Source organism: Microbacterium sp. SORGH_AS_0888, from assembly GCF_030818905.1.
In the GTDB taxonomy this organism is placed as follows: domain Bacteria; phylum Actinomycetota; class Actinomycetes; order Actinomycetales; family Microbacteriaceae; genus Microbacterium.
In genome coordinates, this window is record NZ_JAUTAZ010000001.1 from 1,297,718 (window position 1) to 1,315,644 (window position 17,927).

At 72.1% G+C, this 17,927-nt stretch carries 13 protein-coding genes and 1 pseudogene; 7 read left to right on the forward strand and 7 right to left on the reverse strand.

Features of this window, described 5'->3' with window-relative positions:
- The first annotated feature begins 14 nt into the window (after positions 1-14).
- Positions 15-731 carry a deoxyribose-phosphate aldolase gene (gene deoC / locus QE381_RS06420; protein ID WP_307216509.1) on the forward strand — a complete coding sequence of 239 codons (717 nt, stop codon included), beginning with the start codon at positions 15-17 and terminating at the stop codon, positions 729-731.
- 85 nt (positions 732-816) lie between these two features.
- Here deoC and QE381_RS06425 read toward each other — a convergent pair whose 3' ends face one another.
- The 4 genes from QE381_RS06425 to truB are packed head-to-tail and all read right to left on the reverse strand — an operon-like array spanning position 817 to position 3,532.
- Positions 817-1,767, reverse strand: a complete 951-nt coding sequence (locus tag QE381_RS06425) for a bifunctional riboflavin kinase/FAD synthetase (protein ID WP_307220419.1) — start codon at positions 1,765-1,767, stop codon at positions 817-819.
- Positions 1,764-2,222 carry a hypothetical protein gene (locus QE381_RS06430; protein WP_307216511.1) on the reverse strand — a complete coding sequence of 153 codons (459 nt, stop codon included), beginning with the start codon at positions 2,220-2,222 and terminating at the stop codon, positions 1,764-1,766. The genes QE381_RS06425 and QE381_RS06430 overlap by 4 nt, the downstream gene beginning before the upstream one ends.
- 45 nt (positions 2,223-2,267) lie before the next feature.
- The gene (locus tag QE381_RS06435; protein WP_307216513.1) at positions 2,268-2,636 is read right to left on the reverse strand and encodes a hypothetical protein; all 369 of its coding nucleotides are present in this window, start codon (positions 2,634-2,636) and stop codon (positions 2,268-2,270) included.
- The gene (gene truB, locus QE381_RS06440) at positions 2,633-3,532 is read right to left on the reverse strand and encodes a tRNA pseudouridine(55) synthase TruB (protein WP_307216515.1); all 900 of its coding nucleotides are present in this window, start codon (positions 3,530-3,532) and stop codon (positions 2,633-2,635) included. Before truB ends, QE381_RS06435 begins: the two co-directional genes overlap by 4 nt.
- 40 nt (positions 3,533-3,572) lie before the next feature.
- Here truB and QE381_RS06445 point away from each other — a divergent pair, with 40 nt between their 5' ends.
- Positions 3,573-4,439, forward strand: a complete 867-nt coding sequence (locus tag QE381_RS06445; RefSeq protein WP_307216517.1) for an A/G-specific adenine glycosylase — start codon at positions 3,573-3,575, stop codon at positions 4,437-4,439.
- 128 nt (positions 4,440-4,567) lie between these two features.
- Here QE381_RS06445 and QE381_RS06450 read toward each other — a convergent pair whose 3' ends face one another.
- The 3 genes from QE381_RS06450 to rsmI all read right to left on the reverse strand — a co-directional run bounded on the left by QE381_RS06450 (position 4,568) and on the right by rsmI (position 8,014).
- Positions 4,568-5,446, reverse strand: a complete 879-nt coding sequence (locus QE381_RS06450) for a TatD family hydrolase (RefSeq protein WP_307216519.1) — start codon at positions 5,444-5,446, stop codon at positions 4,568-4,570.
- Between the two features lie 101 nt (positions 5,447-5,547).
- On the reverse strand, positions 5,548-7,119 hold the full coding sequence (gene metG / locus QE381_RS06455; protein WP_307216521.1) for a methionine--tRNA ligase: 1,572 nt from the start codon (positions 7,117-7,119) through the stop codon (positions 5,548-5,550).
- Positions 7,120-7,195: 76 nt separating this feature from the next.
- A complete protein-coding gene (rsmI, locus tag QE381_RS06460; protein ID WP_307216523.1) occupies positions 7,196-8,014 on the reverse strand; it encodes a 16S rRNA (cytidine(1402)-2'-O)-methyltransferase in 819 nt (272 codons plus the stop codon).
- 35 nt (positions 8,015-8,049) lie between these two features.
- Between rsmI and QE381_RS06465 the strand changes: the two genes are divergently transcribed.
- The 5 genes and pseudogenes from QE381_RS06465 to QE381_RS17825 all read left to right on the forward strand — a co-directional run bounded on the left by QE381_RS06465 (position 8,050) and on the right by QE381_RS17825 (position 17,899).
- Entirely contained in the window at positions 8,050-9,594 is a 1,545-nt protein-coding gene (locus QE381_RS06465) for a dolichyl-phosphate-mannose--protein mannosyltransferase (RefSeq protein WP_307216526.1), read from the forward strand.
- A gap of 33 nt (positions 9,595-9,627) precedes the next feature.
- Positions 9,628-10,641, forward strand: a complete 1,014-nt coding sequence (locus QE381_RS06470) for an FHA domain-containing protein (RefSeq protein WP_307216528.1) — start codon at positions 9,628-9,630, stop codon at positions 10,639-10,641.
- Positions 10,642-10,755: 114 nt separating this feature from the next.
- On the forward strand, positions 10,756-11,895 hold the full coding sequence (locus QE381_RS06475; protein ID WP_307216530.1) for a serine/threonine-protein kinase: 1,140 nt from the start codon (positions 10,756-10,758) through the stop codon (positions 11,893-11,895).
- A 771-nt stretch (positions 11,896-12,666) separates the two neighbouring features.
- Positions 12,667-14,532 (forward strand): annotated as a pseudogene (locus tag QE381_RS17820) (Ig-like domain-containing protein); the annotation flags it as partial.
- A 385-nt stretch (positions 14,533-14,917) separates the two neighbouring features.
- The gene (locus QE381_RS17825) at positions 14,918-17,899 is read left to right on the forward strand and encodes a hypothetical protein (protein ID WP_373426920.1); all 2,982 of its coding nucleotides are present in this window, start codon (positions 14,918-14,920) and stop codon (positions 17,897-17,899) included.
- Positions 17,900-17,927: the final 28 nt, after the last annotated feature.

The following is a 17,927-nucleotide window of genomic DNA, read 5'->3' on the forward strand; positions in this document are numbered from 1 at the left end:
CGTAGGCTGGGAGGATGCCGCAGATCACCGAAGCCGAGCTCGCCGCCATGATCGACCACGCGATCCTCAAGCCCGAGCTGACCCGCACAGAGGTCGACGCCGAGCTCGACATCGCCCGGGAGTGGGGGGTGTTCAGCGTATGCGTGCGCCCCTCCGACATCGCGCACGCCGTCGCACACCTCGCGGGCAGCGACGTGGCCGTCGGCACCGTCATCGGCTTCCCCCACGGCACGACCTCCACACAGGCGAAGGTCGCCGAGGTCCGCCAGGCGATCGCCGACGGCGCGAGCGAGCTCGACATGGTCGTCAACATCGCAGCACTGCGCTCGGGCTTCGACGACACGGTGGCCGACGACATCCGTGCCGTGAAGGATGCCGCGGACGGGCGGATCGTCAAGGTGATCCTGGAGACCAGCTACCTCGACGACGAGCAGATCGCCCGCGGAAGCCGGCTCGTGGAGACCGCGGGTGCGGACTTCGTCAAGACCTCGACGGGCTTCGGCGGCGGCGGGGCGACCGTGGCCGACGTGCGCCTCATGCGCGAGAGCGTCGGGCCGGCGGTGCAGGTCAAGGCGTCGGGTGGCGTGCGCGGGCTCGCGACGGCGCTCGAGATGCGGGATGCCGGCGCCACCCGTCTCGGCACGAGCGCGAGCGCGACGATCCTCGGCGAGCTGCGCGCGATCCTCGCGGGCGGTGAGGCCGCCGGCGCCGTCGACACGTCCTCGTACTGACTCACCGCGCACCCCGTACCCCTCCTCGCCGGCCGGGGCGCGACGCCGTCGCGCCCCGCGTCCGGCTAACCGCTCGCGCTCGCGCTCAGGTGAGGGCTTCGCGCACGCGGCGCACATCGTCCGCCATCTGCGTCGTCAGCTGATCGATCGAGTCGAAGGCCGCCATCCCGCGCACGCGCTCGACGAACTGCACGTCGACCCGGTGTCCGTAGAGGTCGAGATCGGTCTCGTCGAGCACATAGGCCTCTACCTGACGCACCGGCACATCGCCGAAGGTGGGATTGGTGCCGACGCTGATCGCGGCGGGGTAGCGCACCCCGGGCCGGAGCCCCGACTCCTCGTCGACGAGCCAGCCCGCGTAGACGCCGTCGGCCGGCACGAACCCCTCGAGATCCGCGGACAGGTTCGCGGTCGGGAAGCCGAGCTCGCGCCCGCGCTTGAGCCCGTGCACGACCTCGCCCCACACCGAGGGCGCGCGGCCGAGCAGTCGCGCCGCCCGCTCCACGTCGCCCGCGGCCAGGAGCTCGCGGATCCAGGTCGACGAGACCCGGCGGCCCTCGTCGACCGCTCGCACGTCGTCGATCACGTCGACGCGGAAGCCGAACTCCTCGCCCAGCTCGCGGAGGGTCTCGGGGGTGCCGACCCCGCCCACGCCGAAGCGGAAGTCGCCCCCGACGAGCACGGCGCGCGTGCCGAGCGGCTGCAGCACGCGGGCGACGAACGCCCGCGGCGACAGCTGCGCGAGGGCCTCGTCGAAGGTGAGGATCAGCACCGCGTCCACGCCGGTCTCGGCCAGGAGGCGGATCTGCTGGGTGACCCCGATCAGGCTCGGGGGGCAGATCTCCGGGCGCAGCAGCGCGAGCGGATTGCGGTCGAACGTGACCGCGACCACGCGCGCGCCGCGGTCGGCGGCATCGACCTGCGCGCGCTCGATGATCGCTCGATGTCCGGCGTGCACGCCGTCGAACTTGCCGATCGCGACGACCGAGGGGCCGAAGCCCTCCGGCACGTCCTCCGGGCTGCGGAACACCGTCACCATGACGACCTCGATCCGAGGGGTTCGGGCTCGTCGGCCGCGACCGGCCGCCCCGGGCGCGTGACCCAGAGCCAGCGCAGTCCGACGACGGGCAGCACGAGCGGGATGAACAGATAGCCGTCGCCGTACAGCGACCAGACGGTCGGATGCTGGAACAGGTCGGGCAGCACGATGCTCAGGGTGCCCACGACCAGCACGCCGGCCAGCTCGAAGACGATGGCGACCCAGGCGATGCCGTACCAGACGCGAGAGTCCGCGAAGACCAGGGCGAGCGTCGCCACGATGTACACGACCGCCGACACGGCGGAGAGCGAGTAGGCCAGCGGCGCATCGGCGTACTCGCTCACGATCTGCACGAACGAGCGTCCGGTCGCGGCGAGGGCCATGATCGCGTACACCACGACGAGGACGCGGCCGACACCGGTCATGCGGCGGCGAGGTGCAGGGGTGGACATGACGACCCCATCCTAGTTCGGGACGCGGCCCCGACGGAGGCGGCCTCAGGCTCCCTGCAGCGTCCAGATGACCTCCATGCGCCACACCATGATCGCGACCGCGAGGGCAGCGACTCCCATGATGACGGTGCTCCACCGGCTTCGCTCGATGAGCGCCCAGGCCACGCCCGCGGGCGGCAGGAGGACCGCGGAGACGAGGTAGACCCAGAACTCCAGCGGGTTGCCGGCGGGCGCGTTGCCCGCCCACGGGGCGACGACCGCGACGACGACCTGGGCGATGAGCAGCAGCTCGACGAGGGCGAGGACTCCGACCGACAGGTCGCTCGGCCGACGGCCAGCGAGCCCGAGCACGAGGCACAGGAGGCCGCCGGCCGCGGCGATGGCGACCTGGGCGAGCGTGAACCAGAGGATCATGCCGACCCCGGCATGTTCATGACGCTGCGCACGTCGTCGCCGCGTGCGGCGACGACCCCGACCAGCGCCCCGGCCTCGTCGATCGCGGCGCACTGCGGCGCCGGGAGCGCGGCGGCCAGGCCGGTGAGCCGCTTGCCGTGGCGCAGGTCGCGGGCTCGGTCCGCGTCGACGGCGAACACGGGCAGAGCGGCGGCTGCGGCATCCGCAGGGCTGCGCAGCGCAGACGCGTCGATCTCATCGATCGCCACCGCATCCGCCACGTCGAAGGCACCGATGCGGGTGCGGCGCAGCGCCGTCAGGTGGCCGCCGACACCGAGGTCGCGCCCGAGGTCGCGGGCAAGGGCACGGATGTAGGTGCCGCTCGAGCATTCGACCTCGACATCGAGCTCGATCGAGCCCTCCGCCCGGCGGCGGGCGACGACCTCGAACCGCGACACCGTGACCCGGCGCGAGGCGAGCTGCACCTCCTCGCCCGCCCGCACGCGCTCGTACGCCCGGCGGCCGTCGACCTTGATCGCCGACACGGCGCTCGGGACCTGCGCGATCTCGCCCGTCAGCCGGCTGATCCCGGCGTCGATCGCGGCGTCGTCGACGAGGGCGAGGGATGCCGCATCCGCCGTCTCGACCGGCTCGCCCTCGGCATCGTCGGTCGTGGTCGAGGCGCCCAGCCGGATCGTGGCGCCATAGGTCTTGCCCAGGCCCGTGATGAAGGTGAGCAGGCGCGTGGCGCCGCCGACGCCCAGCACGAGAAGCCCGGTGGCCATGGGGTCCAGCGTGCCGGCATGGCCGACCTTGCGGGTCCCGAGCGCGCGACGGGCACGTGCGACGACGTCGTGGCTGGTCATGCCGCCGGGCTTGTCGACGAGCAGCACGCCGATCGGGTCTGGAGCGGGCATGCGATCCAGCCTACGCGGACGGCTCGCCTACGCTGGATCGGTGCCCGACCTGACCGCCCCGCTGCTGGACTGGTACCGTCGCGAGGCACGAGCACTGCCCTGGCGCGCACCCGGGTTCGGGGCATGGGGTGTGCTGGTGAGCGAGTTCATGCTGCAGCAGACGCCCGTGGCGAGAGTGATCCCCCGGCTGGAGGAGTGGCTCGCCGCGTGGCCGGAGCCCGCGGCGCTGGCCGCGGCATCCCCTGCCGAGGCCGTGCGCCGATGGGCCAACCTCGGCTACCCACGGCGGGCCATCTGGCTGCACCGGGCGGCGGTCGAGATCCGCGACCGCCACGCGGGGGTCGTGCCGAACGATGTCGACGCACTGCTGGCGCTGACCGGGATCGGCGACTACACGGCGCGCGCCGTGGCCGTGTTCGCGTACGGCGGGCGGCATCCCGTCGTGGACACCAACACGCGGCGGGTGATCGCGCGCGCCGTCGAGGGCCGGTCCCAGCCCGGGCCGCCGAGCCGCGCGGACCTGGCGGCGATGGCGGCGCTCCTGCCCGAGGACGACCGGGATGCAGCCGTGTTCAACGCGGCCGCGATGGAGCTCGGCGCCCTGGTCTGCACGGCGCGCAGCCCTCGCTGCGATGCATGCCCCATCGCGCATATCTGCGCATGGCGGGCGGCGGGCTTCCCCGACACGGGCGATACGCGCCGTCGGCAGGCGCGGTACGAGGGCAGCGACCGGCAGGCGCGGGGCGCCGTGCTGCGCTCGCTGCGCGACGCGCCCCGGCACGCGCTGCCGCAGGCCGAGGTGGCCGCCGACTGGCCGGACGCGCGCCAGCGGGACCGCGCGATCGACTCGCTCATCGCCGACGGGCTGGTCGAGGCGATCGACGGCGAGCTGCGACTCCCCCGCTGACCGCCGCATCCCCCCGCCGAGCGCGCTCTCGCTATCGATGTCCCACTTTCCCCCTATCGATGTCCCACTTTCGCCCGCTGACAAAGCCGTCGAACGGTCGAAAGTGGGACATGCAGGCTCCCCGGGCGTCAGTCCTCGAAGCTCCCGTACACGGCGAGCGTGTTGGCGGCGAGCTGCGCGCACAGCTCGTCGAGCTCCACCCCGAGCTCCGCGGCCATGAACCGCACGGTGACCGGCACGAGATAGGGCGCGTTCGGGCGCCCGCGATAGGGCACGGGCGTGAGGAAGGGCGCATCCGTCTCGACGAGGATGCGGTCACGCGGCGTCACGCGCAGCGCATCGCGCAGGTTCTGCGCGTTCTTGAAGGTGATGTTGCCGGCGAACGACAGGAAGCAGCCGCGCTCGGTCGCGGCGCGCGCCATCGCGTCGTCGCCGGAGAAGCAGTGGAACACGGTGCGGTCGGGCGGCCCGACGCGCGCGAGCGTCTCGAGCACGGCATCGTGGGCGTCGCGGTCGTGGATCTGCATCGCGATCGCATGCTTCTTGGCGAGCGCGATGTGCGCTTCGAAGCTCTCGAACTGCGCGGCGTGGCCCTCCTCGCCCGTGCGGAAGAAGTCGAGCCCGGTCTCCCCGATGGCCCGCACGCGCGGCTGTTCGGCCAGCTCGTCGATCACCGCGATCGCCGCGTCGAGCCGGCCGGCCGCGGCGTACAGCGGCGCCTCGTTCGGGTGGATCGCGACGGCCGCCAGGAGGCGGGGATGCTGCGTGGCCGCCCAGGCCGACCACCGGCTCGACTCGACGTCGCCGCCGGCCTGCACGGCACCGGCGATGCCGACGGCGAGCGCGCGGTCGAGCTGCTCGTCCAGCGGCAGGCCCTCGCCATCCTCGATCTCGAGATGACAGTGGTTGTCGTAGACCGGGATGTCGAGCCGCTCCGGTGGCGGCGGGTACGACGTGTCGCGCGAGCCCTTCTCCCGCTGCCGGACGTACTGCGACGGGTCGGTCATACGCCCTCCCGCTCGCCGTGTCCCACTTCGGACCGCTCGGCAGGCGCCGAAGCGGTCAGAAGTGGGACATCACCCGGCGCGAAGTGGGACATGGTGGGACCTCAAGCCTCGACGCGCGGGAACAGAGGCGCGAGACCGTTGACGGAGCTGCCGGGGCGCAGCTGACCCCACTCCCCCGCCGCACGCAGGGGCTGGTCGGCGAGCCGCCCGATCGACTCGGCCGCCCCGAGCGCCACCCACAGCTTCTCGGTCGCGACCGGCGTGATGGGCGAGAGCAGCGTCGCGAGCGCGCGCAGCCCCTCCGCCGCCGTGTACAGCACGGTTCCCAGCCGCTCGCGCTGCGCGTCGTCCTTCGCGAGCGCCCACGGCTCGTTCTCCGTGATGTACCCGTTCAGCGCGTCGACGATCTCCCAGATCACCGCGATCGCCTCGTCGATGCGGAAGCGCTCGATGGCCGCATCCGCCGTCGTCACGGCCTGCGCGACCGTCCGCTGGATCGCCATGTCCCCCTCGGCGTACGCCGCGGGGGGCGGCACGATGCCCTCGAAGTAGCGCTCGATCATGGCGATCGTGCGCGAGGCGAGGTTGCCGAAGCCGTTGGCGAGCTCCGCCTGGTACCGCGCCGCCAGGTCTTCCCACGAGAACGAGCCGTCCTGCCCGAACGCGATCGCCGACAGGAAGTAGAAGCGGTACGCGTCCGATCCGAACACGTCGGTGATCTCGGTGGGCGCGATGCCGGTGAGCTTCGACTTCGACATCTTCTCGCCGCCGACGAGCAGCCAGCCGTGGGCGAACACGCCGCGCGGCACCTCGAGGCCCGCGGCCATCAGCATGGCCGGCCAGATGACGGCGTGGAAGCGCAGGATGTCTTTTCCCACCACGTGGTACGCCGGCCAGCGGCGGTCCCACTGCTCCTGGTCGACGCCGTAGCCGACGGCCGTCGCGTAGTTCAGCAGGGCGTCGATCCACACGTAGATGACGTGCGTGTCGTCCCACGGCACCTTGATGCCCCAGTCGAACGCGCTGCGAGAGATCGAGAGGTCCTTGAGCCCGGAGCGCACGAAGGACACGACCTCGTTGCGCGCGGACTCCGGGCGGATGAAGTCGGGCCGCTCGCGGTAGAGCTTCAGGAGCGGCTCGGCGAACTCGCTGAGCTTGAAGAAGTAGTTCTTCTCCTGCAGCAGCTCGAGCGGCTTGGAGTGGATCGCGCAGACCTTGAGCCCCTCGAACTCGCCCGTGCCGTCGACGATCTCCGACTCGGGCTTGAACTCCTCGCAGCCCACGCAGTACAGCGCCTCGTACTCGCCCGCGTAGATGTAGCCGCGGTCGTAGATCGCCTGCACGAAGCGCTTCACGCCCTCCTCGTGGCGTTCCTGCGTCGTGCGGATGAAGTCGTCGTTGGCGACGTCGAGCGAGCGCAGCAACGGGAACCACGCCTCGCCGACGAGCTTGTCGACCCACTCCTGCGGGGTCACGCCGTTCGCGGCGGCGGCGCGCAGCATCTTCTGCCCGTGCTCGTCGGTGCCCGTCAGCATCCAGGTGTCGTCCCCGGACTGCCGGTGCCAGCGCGCGAGCGCGTCGACGGCGACCGTCGTGTACCCGTGTCCGATGTGCGGCACATCCGAGGGGTAGTAGATCGGCGTCGTGATGTAGAAGGAACGGCCGTTGCTCACCCGACGATTCTAGGCGGGGCGGATGCCGCCGCCTCGGCCTGTGACGACGGGCGCCGGAGCGGGGGCGGCGGCGGGCTCAGCCGCGCACTGCGAGCGCCGCCTGGTACAGCTCGCGCGAGGAGTGGCCGGTGTGCGCCGAGACCTCCGCGGCCGCCTCCTTCAGCCGTACCCCGTCGCGGACGAGCTCGAGCACCTGCGTGACCGCGTCGGGGAACTCCACCGTGCGTGCGGGGGCCCCCGCGACGACGACCACGATCTCGCCGCGCACCCCGGCGGCCGCCCACTCCGCGAGCTCGGCGAGGGTGCCGCGGCGCACCTCCTCGTGGAGCTTCGTGAGCTCGCGGCAGACGGCGGCGGGTCGCGTCGGGCCGAAGCCCGCGGCGAGATCGGCGAGGGAGGCGGCGAGCCGGGCCGGGCTCTCGAAGAACACGAGCGTGCGGGCCTCGCCCGACAATGCGGTCGCGGTCGCGCGGCGCTCGGCGGCCTTGCGCGGCAGGAAGCCCTCGAACGCGAACCTGTCCGTGGGCAGCCCCGAGACGGCGAGCGCGGTGAGCACGGCGGAGGGGCCGGGCAGCGCCGTCACGGTGACGCCGCGGGCGGCCGCCTCGGCGACGAGCCCGTAGCCCGGATCGCTCACGGTCGGCATGCCGGCGTCGCTGATGACGAGCACGTCCTGTTCGGCGGCGAGGGCGACGAGCTCGGCCGCACGGGTCTTCTCGTTGTGGTCGTGGAGGGCCACGAGCCGCGGGCGGTTGGCGACGCCGAGCGCCGCGAGCAGCCGCTGGGCGGTGCGGGTGTCCTCGGCGGCGACGACGGTCGCGGTCTCGAGCGCCTCGACCAGCCGGCGGGAGGCGTCGCCGAGATTGCCGATCGGCGTGGCGGCGAGGATGATCACCGGGCCAGCATAGGCGCGGCCCTTAGGCTTACCGGGTGTCCGCGAGCACCCCACCGCTGCTCCCCCCGCTGCCCGTCACCTGGTACGACCGCGGGATGAGCCGCTTCCGCTCGTCCGCGCTCGCGACGCGGCGGCTCGATCTGTGGGCGCCGATCGCGGTGACCGTCCTCGCGGCGCTGCTGCGATTCCTCGACCTCGGACACCCGCGGGCGATCGTCTTCGACGAGACGTACTACGTCAAGGACGCATGGTCGCAGTGGGTCCTGGGCTACCCCTCGGCGTGGCCGGCGGACGCCGACAAGGCCTTCGCCTCGGGCGCCGTCGACGTGAGCGAGACGGGTGCGAGCTTCGTGGTGCATCCGCCGCTCGGCAAGTGGCTCATCGGCGCCGGCATGTGGCTGTTCGGCCCGGGCGACTCGTTCGGATGGCGCTTCTCGACGGCGCTGTTCGGCACGGCCCTCGTGCTGCTGGTGTACCTCGTCACCCGGACGCTGACCCGGTCGACCCCGGTCGCGACGCTCGCGGGCGGCCTGATGGCGATCGACGGGCTCGCGATCGTGATGAGCCGCGTGGCACTGCTCGACGTGTTCCTCGCCTTCTTCGTGCTGCTCGCCTTCTGGTTCGTGCTGTGGGACCAGCGGCAGCACACCGCACGCCTCGATCGCGCGCTGGCGGGCACGCAGGATCCGCCGTGGTGGGGTCCGCTGAGCTGGAACCGGCCCTGGCTGATCGCCGCCGGGGTGGCGCTCGGAGCCGCGACGGGCGTCAAGTGGTCGGGCGTGTACGTCATCGCCGCCCTCGGCGTCTACGTCGTCGTCACGGACGCCCTCGCCCGGCGTCGCCTCCAGGTGGGCATGTGGCCCATGGATGCCGTCCGCCAGGGGATCGTGGCGTTCCTCTACCTCGTGCCGACGGCGTTCGTGGTGTACCTGTCCAGCTGGACCGGCTGGCTGCTCAGCAGCGACGGCTACATGCGCCAGAGCGCCGTGAGCGATCCCGCCACGGGGTTCTGGTCGTGGGTCCCGCTGCCCCTGCAGAGCCTCTGGAACTACCACGAGGCGATGTACCGGTTCCACGTGGGGCTGTCGACCCCGCACAGCTACGAGAGCCCCGCCTGGCAGTGGCCGTTGCTCGTGCGCCCGACATCCATGTACTGGCAGCAGGACGGCGACACCGTCCAGGCGATCTCGAGCATCCCGAACCCGTTGATCTGGTGGGGCGGCGTCGCCGCGGCCGTCTTCCTGATCTACCTCTTCGTGCGCACGCGCCGGGTCGCCTACGCCTTCGTGCTGACGGGGATCGCCGCGACCTACGTGCCGTGGCTGCTCTACCCGAGCCGCACGATCTTCCAGTTCTACACGATCGCGATCCTGCCCTTCCTCGTGATCGCGATCGCGCTCGCCGCGCGCGAGATCGTCGGCGGCGGCTCCCCGGAGCGCCGGGTCGCCGGCATCCGGGTCGTGACGGTCTTCGTGGTCGTCGCGGTCGTGCTGGCCGCCTTCTGGTATCCCGTGCAGACCGCCCTCCCGGTGCCCTACGAGTTCTGGCGTCTGCACAACTGGCTCCCGACCTGGATCTGAGTGCCCCGCGAGCCGATTGCCTAAGCTGTGCTCATGTTCAGCTACACCAGCCCGAGCACGGGCGAGGTCGAGTCCTGGGGACTCGTGACCGACCGGTTCGTGCTGGTCATCGAGGGGCCGGCCGAGCTCGTCCTGCGCATCTGGGAGACCGTGGTGCGCGAGGACGCGACGATGGAGGAGGTCCTCGAGCTGCTGGCGGCCCGAGGCGTGCGGACGCTGCCGGACTTCGCCCTCGTGGAGCTGATCGACGCACCGACCGGCTCGATCTCGGTCGCCCTGCGCGGTCGCGGCCGGGCGGAGCTCGGCGGCACCCCCGGCCGGTACCTCTCCGGCAAGGGCGCGGGCACCTGGGTCGAGGCCTCGGCGCAGAGCATCGCGGAGATGACGGTCGGGCTGCGCGGTGAGGAGCCCGGGCCCGTGCGGCTGCCGCTGACGCGCGGGGTCGTGCGCACCGAGCAGATCCACTGGGGCGTCCCCCTGCCTCGGCTCGCGCCTCCCGTCCCGGCCGAGCGGCCGCCGGCGTGGGCCGCGGGGGTCGACGCGGAGGACGAGCTCGACGATGCGACCGTGCTCGGTTCCGCACGCCGGGGACGCCGTGCGCCCGCCGCGCCCGCGACCTCCGAGCTGGAGGACGACCTCGACGCGACCGTGCTCGGGAGCCGGATGACCCCCGCCGCCCCACCTCCTGCGACCCCCGCGGCCCCCGCCGCGCCTCCCGCTCCCCCTGCCCCGCGGCTGCGGTTCGACGACGGCAGCGTGCTGGATGTCGACGGGGTCGTCGTGGTCGGACGCGCGCCCTTCGCGCGCCCCGGGACGCGCCCGCACGCGTTGGTCTCCCCCCGCAAGGAGGTCTCCGGCACCCATGCCGAGCTGCGGGCGGAAGGGGTCACGATCGTGGTCCGCGACGTGGGCTCCACCAACGGCACGACGGTGCGCCCCGTGGGCGCACCGGACGAGCTGCTACGCGACCGTGAGCGCGCGCTGCAGCCCGGCGACAGGGTCGATTTCGGCGACGGCAACACGGCCGTCGTGGTGCCCGGAGGTTAACCCGGAGCGATTCATTCGGGGACACCGGCGTGTGATAAGAAGAACTCTCTGCCCCATGGGCAGCTATCAGGGATCTATGCACCGGCTGAAGTGTCGTCAGGGGGGAGGGCAATCGTGGCTGGACGCCTGCCTGCCGCGCCCCCGGTCCTGGGCGGCTTCAGCTACGTGCGTCCGCTCGGCACGGGCGGGTTCGCGGACGTGTTCCTCTTCGAACAGGACATGCCCCGTCGCCCCGTGGCCGTCAAGGTCCTCCTCCAGGACATCGTCGACGACGGCCTGCTGCGCATGTTCAACGCCGAGGCCGACGTCATGGCGCGGCTCAGCTCGCATCCCTCGATCCTCACGATCTACCAGGCGAGCATCTCGGCCGACGGGCGCCCGTACCTGGTCATGGAGTACTGCCCGAGCTCGCTGACCAACAGGTACCGTCGCGAGATGATCCCGGTGTCCGAGATCCTCGCGCTGGGCATCAAGATCGGCTCGGCCCTCGAGACCGCGCACCGGTCGGGGCTGCTGCACCGCGACATCAAGCCCTCCAACATCCTGCTGACCGCCTTCGGCGCCCCCGTGCTCAGCGACTTCGGCATCGCCGCCAGCGTCTCGACCCGTTCCGACGACGAGGTGTTCGCGATGTCGGTGCCCTGGAGCGCGCCGGAGGTCGTCGAGGAGCGCATCTCCGGGTCGGTCACGAGCGAGGTGTGGAGCCTCGGTGCGACGCTGTACTCCCTCCTGGCGGGCCGCAGCCCGTTCGAGCGTCCCGGGCAGGGCCAGAACTCGCGCGAGCAGCTGAAGGGGCGCATCCGCCGCGCCCAGTACACCCCGATCGGACGCGAGGACGTGCCCGCGTCGCTCGAGAACGTGCTGCGGCGCTCGATGAGCAAGGACCCGGCCGCCCGGCAGCAGTCCGCCGGTCAGCTGGCGTACGAGCTGCAGCTCGTGCAGCACGAGCTGGGCCTGCCGCACACGCCGATGGAGGTCGCGGTCGACGAGTGGGCCGCCGCCGGCTCCGCGATCGACTTCAGCGACGACCGGCTGCGCGGCCCCGTGCGTCCCACGGTCGAACACGCCTCGCGCCGTCCGCAGCGCGCCCCCAGGAAGGCCGCGCGGGACGCGAGCCTGGACGGCACGATCCTCGCGGGCGCCGAGCGCCCCGCCGGCATCCGCACGCGCACGATCGTGTGGATCTGCGCGGCGGCGGCGGTCGCCGCGGCCGCACTGACCACCGGCGTCGTCCTTCTCCTCCAGGCACTGTGACACATGGCGAACATCCAGACCCCTCCCAACCGTCCCCGCCATCTCGGCCGCTGGATCACGGCGGGAGCGACCGTGGCCGTCGTCGGCGTCGTCGTCGCCCTCGCCGCCGTCTGGCCCGGCTTCGACGCGCAGCAGACCCCGCTCGACGACGGCTCCGTCTGGGCGCTGCAGACGGGCGAGGGCCGGCGCTACGCGAAGGTCAACACGGAGCTGCACGAGCTCGAGACCGTCAAGCAGGTCGAGAACCCGAGCGGGATCGCGCAGAGCGCGAGCGGACTGTTCGTCTACGCCGACGGCGACACCAAGGTCGCCCCGGTGAACCTCGCGACCCCCGTCGACCTCGACGCCGACACGGCGGATGCGTTCCAGCCGACGCCGTCGGGCACGAACGAGGTCGCGAGCACGGGCGATGACATCGCCTACCTCACCGACACGGGCGACGTGTACGCGGGGACCATGAGCTCGGGCGGGGCGACCGTCCCGATCGACCCCTTCGCCGACGTGAAGGTCGACGAGGGGCAGGAACGCCCCCGCATCCACGCCGATGCGATCGCGGTCTCGGGCACGGGCGTCGTCTACGCCGTCTCGCTCTCGAACAAGCGCGTCTACTCGGCGGATGTGCGCACCGGCAAGATCCTCTCGGACAAGACGTTCGATCCGGGCGACTCCGAGAAGGCCCAGATCACGGCGGTGGGCGACACCTGGGTCGTGCTCGACGTCGACAAGGGCCGGATGTGGGACGGTCGCCGCGACGGCGCCGTCACGGTGCAGATGGACGCCGGCGCCCTGCTGCAGCGCCCGGGCTCGGCGCGCGACGTCGTGTACGTCGCCGACAGCACCGGGCTCGTCTCGATCGCGCTGGACGGCTCGGGGCAGCAGCGCCCGGTGCAGGCCGCCGGGACGCCCGCCGCCCCCACCGAGGTGTCCGGGACTCTGTACGCAGGCTGGCTCGGCGGCGACTCGGGCGTGCTCTGGTCCTCGGCGACCGGCACGTCCGACCTCTCCTACGGCGGGGCGTCGCTGGGCGACCAGGTCACGCCCTCGTTCGCCGTCAACGGGTCGCGGGCCATCCTGAACGAGACGTCCGCCGGCTGGGTGTGGACGGTGCCGGACGGGCAGCTCGTGGCCTCCTCGCAGCAGTGGACCTCGGACGAGAAGAGCCAGCAGCGCAAGGACCAGCAGCAGGAGGTGCAGCGGGTCATCGACCCCAAGCCCCCGGTGGCGGTGCCCGACGCCTTCGGCGTGCGCGCGGGTCGCAACGTCGTGCTGCCCGTTCTGCTCAACGACCACGACCCGAACGAGGACGTGCTCACGATCGTCCCGAGCTCCGTCACGGGTCTGGATCCCGGCTTCGGGACCGTGCGCACCACGAACGAGGACCAGGAGCTGGTCGTGACGGTGACCCCCGGGGCCACCGGGTCGGCGACGTTCGCCTACCGCGTCACGGACGGCACCACCTCCGACGGCCTGCTCTCGGAGCCCGCGACCGTGACGCTCACGGTGGTCCCCGAGAACGTGAACAACGCACCCGTCTGGTGCGGCGTGCAGGACTGCCTCGCGACCTGGCCGAGTCCGCAGGTGCTCCCCGGCGGCACGACGAGCGTCGACGTGCTCGCGGGCTGGGTGGACCCCGACGGCGATCCGATCTATCTCGCCTCGGCCGTCAACCAGACCGGTGTCGGCACGGTCTCCGCCGACCCCGGCGGCACGATCACCTATCAGCATCCCGATGCGAACGCGGCCGATGCGCTCAGCGTGCAGATCGCCGTGACGGTGTCGGACTCCCGCGGCGCGACGACCGAGCGCACGCTCACGATCGCGGTCACACCGTCTCCGCAGCTGACGGCCGACTCCTTCGCGATCTCGGGCAATGCAGGCACCCCGCTGACGGTGTCGCTCGGCTCACGCGTGCACAACGCGAACGGCGCCCTGACGCTCAGCTCCGCGAAGGCGCTCAACGAGAGCACGAGCTCCGTCGTCCCGAACCCCGCGGCGATGTCGTTCGTGTTCACCGCAGCCCAGCCCGGCTCCTACATCGTGCAGTACAGCGTGCGCGACAAGGGCGGCGAGGCGTCCGGCACGGCACGGCTGACGATGCTCGATCCGGCGACCGCGCAGATCTCGACCCCGCCGCTGACGGCGTTCGTGCGGCCCAACGAGGACGCCTCGGTCAACGTCGTGGCCGCCGTGAACAACCCCGCGGGCGCCGTGCTGCTGGTCAGCGACCTCCGGCCGGAGCCGCTGCCCGACGCATCGCTCAGCGTCGACTCCGTGGGGCAGAACCTCATCCGGGTCTCGGGCAGCACCGACAGCGGGCAGCCGGGGACGATCGGGACCGTCGGGTACACCGTCTCCGACGGCAGCGGGAACCCGCTCGCGACCACGACGGGCGAGCTCACGGTCGTGCTGCTGCCCGCACCGGCGGCCGAGCCGCCGATCGCGGTCGACGACACGGTGACCGTACGGGCCGGCGCGCAGGTCGACATCCCGGTGCTCGACAACGACACGGCACCCGCGGGCGCGCTGATCGCGATCGACCCGTCGAAGCTCGTCAACGAGTCCGATGCGGGCCTCGCCTTCGCCACCCCGAACGTCGTGCGCTACCTCGCGCCCGCCGCGGCCGGCACCTACTCGCTCAGCTACACGGTCTACCGGCTCGGCTTCCCCGAGCTGACCGACACGGCGCGGGTGTTCATCACCGTCATCTCGGCCGACAGCAACAGCGCACCCGTGCCCCGGGACCTCACCGGCCGGGTGCTGAGCGGCGCGAGCGTCACCGTCCCCTTCGACGACTACGCGATCGACCCCGACGGGGATGCGGTGACCCTCGACCGCGTCGTGAGCCAGCCCGCCAAGGGCTCGGCCCTCGATCTCGGCGGACGGCACCTCGCTGCTGTACACGAGCGCCCCGGGTTCGAGCGGGCAGGACTCCTTCACCTACCGGGTCCGCGACCCGTTCGGGGCGACCGGCACGGCCACCGTGCGGATCGGCATCCTGAACGCGCAGTCCGACCCGAGCCCGGTGACGTACAGCGACTACGCGCAGGCGCAGGCGGGCGAGGCGAGCGAGGTCGTCGTCCATCCGGCCGACAACGACGTGGACCCCACCGGCAGCGCGCTGAGCCTGGTCGAGGTCAAGCCGAACGCCCAGTCGGGCACGGCCGAGTACACGACGCTCGAGTCGATGCTCACGAAGGTCGACACCGAGGACGGCTCGGTGCGGCTGCGCGCGGGGACGCAGCTGGGCACCTTCTCGTTCGTCTACACGGTGCGCAACCGCACGGGTGACACCGCGCAGGGGCTGATCGTGCTCAAGGTCGTGCGTGGCGCCGTCCCCGACTTCCCGGTGGTGACCGACACGACCCTCACGGCCGAGACGCGCGAGAACCTCGCCGGCGGGGTCGACGTGGTCGCGGGCAAGGTCTCCTGGACCGGCGGCGACGTCTCGTCGCTGAAGCTCTCGCTGTGGGGCGACGCGAACGGCATGAGCGTGAGCGGATCGAGGATCTCGGGTCCGCTGCCGAAGAAGTCCCTCATCGTGCCGTTCCAGCTGACGGGGACCTCGTTCAGCGGCACCGAGGTGACCTCCTACGGCTTCCTGCGCATCCCCGGCGACGACGACATCCAGCTCACGCTGCGCACGTCCTTCCCCGAGGTGCAGGTCAACGAGAAGGCCTCGGTCGAGGTCGACATGTCGCAGGCGGTGGCCTTCCCCACGGGGCAGACGCTGCAGGTGGGCACGACGGGGCTCGCCGCCAGCGGCGCCCGTGCCCAGGCGACCTGTTCTCTCGTGTCGGGCACGACCATCCGTTACGACGCGGGGGCGGGCGCGCCCTACACGGACGTGTGCACGGTACCGGTCAAGCTCGCCTCGCAGGAGGACTACACCTTCCTGGCACTGCGCATCACGGTCATCGCCGAGGCGCCGCAGCCGCAGCTGCGCGCCGCCTCGCTGAGCGTGAGCCCCGGCTCGCAGACGACCTACGACCTCACCGGGATGACGACCTGGCAGGGCACGAGCGACTTCAGCTCGCTGCAGTACGCCGCGGCGTACTCCGGCGATCAGTTCACGGTCGTCCAGCAGGGTCAGCAGCTGACCGTGACGGCGAAGGACGCATCGCGTCCGGGTCGCGAGGAACCGGTCATCGTCAAGATCACCAACTACCCGGATGCCGCCGCCGCCACGCTCGTGCTCACGGTCGGCCCGGCGCCCTCGACCCTCCCCAAGGGCGGCACCGCGACCCAGCAGTGCTCGCAGTCGGGCGGGAACGCCTCGTGCACGATCCAGGTGATCGGCGCCGGCGGCGAGGTCAACCCGCTGCCGGGCACGCCCCTCACGCTCGTGTCGGTGACCGGCCCCAGCAACTGCCGCGGCGTGACGTTCACGCAGTCGGGCAGCAGCGCCGTCACCGCGTCCTGGTCCGCGGACGCACCCGGCGCCGGCGACTGCACCGGCTCCTTCGTCGTGCAGGACGCGCAGGGACGCCAGTCCAGCGGCGACCGCAACGGCACGATCATCCTCGACCTGCACGGCCTTCCCGCCGACCCGACCCGCCTGAACTGGACCGCCTACGACGGCAAGAGCGTGACGCTCGCCGTCGTGTCGGAGGGAAGCTCCTACCCCGCCGTCACCGGCTACCGCGTCAGCGGAGGCGGGCAGCAGGTCACCTGCTCGGCGGCGGGCGTGTGTCCCCCGATCCCGGCTGCCACCACGACCGGGGGCGGGACGCAGTTCCAGGCCTGGGCGGTCAACTCCGTCGGCGAGTCGCGCAACGCCGTGTCCCGCTCCGCGTGGGCCTACCAGGCGCCCGACGCGCCCACCAGCGTGACATCCGAGCCCACGGGCGACGGGATCGCGCGGGTGACGGTCGCGATCGCGGACTCGTCGACGGGTTCCGTGAAGCTGCGCTACAACGGCACGGAGTCCGGCGCGCAGCCGGTCTCCGGCGGAGTCGCGGTCTTCGACAACGTCAACGTCGGGTCGAACGCGACCCCCGTCGATGTGACCGCCGTGCCGCTCACGCAGAACGTCGTCCCGCCGGCGGACGTGGCCGCGGGCAGCAGCGAGGGCAAGACGACCACGGGCCAGGCCTGGGGCATCGGCAAGCCGGCCGTCGCCCTGTCCTTCATCGATGGCGCGACCTCCGGTTTCCGCGGATCGGTGACGGTCACCGCGACGGTCGCGCAGTCCAACGCCGGCTCGGGCTCGCTGTACATCGGATTCGGCAGCAGCCCGGATGCGAACGACTGCACGCCCTCCGTGGCGATCGACGGCCGCACCGGTCAGGCGTCGAAGACCTACAGCAACGTCGGGATCATCTGGCCGAAGACGTACTACGGCTGCGCCGAGTACCGCTACCAGGGCAACTCCTTCGGTGTGACCGTCACGAGCACCGCGCACGCGATCACGGGCAGCAGCATCCCCAAGCCCACCGGTGACGCGACGTACACGATCGAGCTCGGCGGCAAGGACGGCAACGCGACCCGCACGGCGTCGCTCACGCACAAGCCCTCGCTGTCCGCGGGCGACGACGGCTTCGAGGTCGTGTACTACGCGGACGGCGGCCAGGGCACGACCGACTTCACCCAGCTGATCAGCGGGCTGACCTCGGCGGCCGACATCACGGCCAAGACGTGCACGACCGACGGCGGATCCTGCTCGGACAGCGTCGCGGTGACCTCGACCACGGCGGCCCGCTACCTGGTCCAGCTCACGTTCGCCGCCACCTGCGGGGAGCAGCCCTCCATGCGAAACCCCAACACCGGCGCCGCCACGACCCACGACGACTGGAGCTTCACGGCCCCGACCGCCGCCGCTCCGACCGGCACGGTGACGTTCAAGAACGACTTGGCAGCCTTCGGCACCGCCACCCGCGAGTACAGCAACTGCGTTCCCGCCGGCGGCGGCACGGGCGGCGGCGGAACCGGTGGCGGCGGTGGCGGCACGGGCGGCGGCGGAACCGGTGGCGGAACCGGGGGCGGCGGCTCCGGCACCGGCGGCTGACCCGACACGAACGGCTGAGAAGACACTT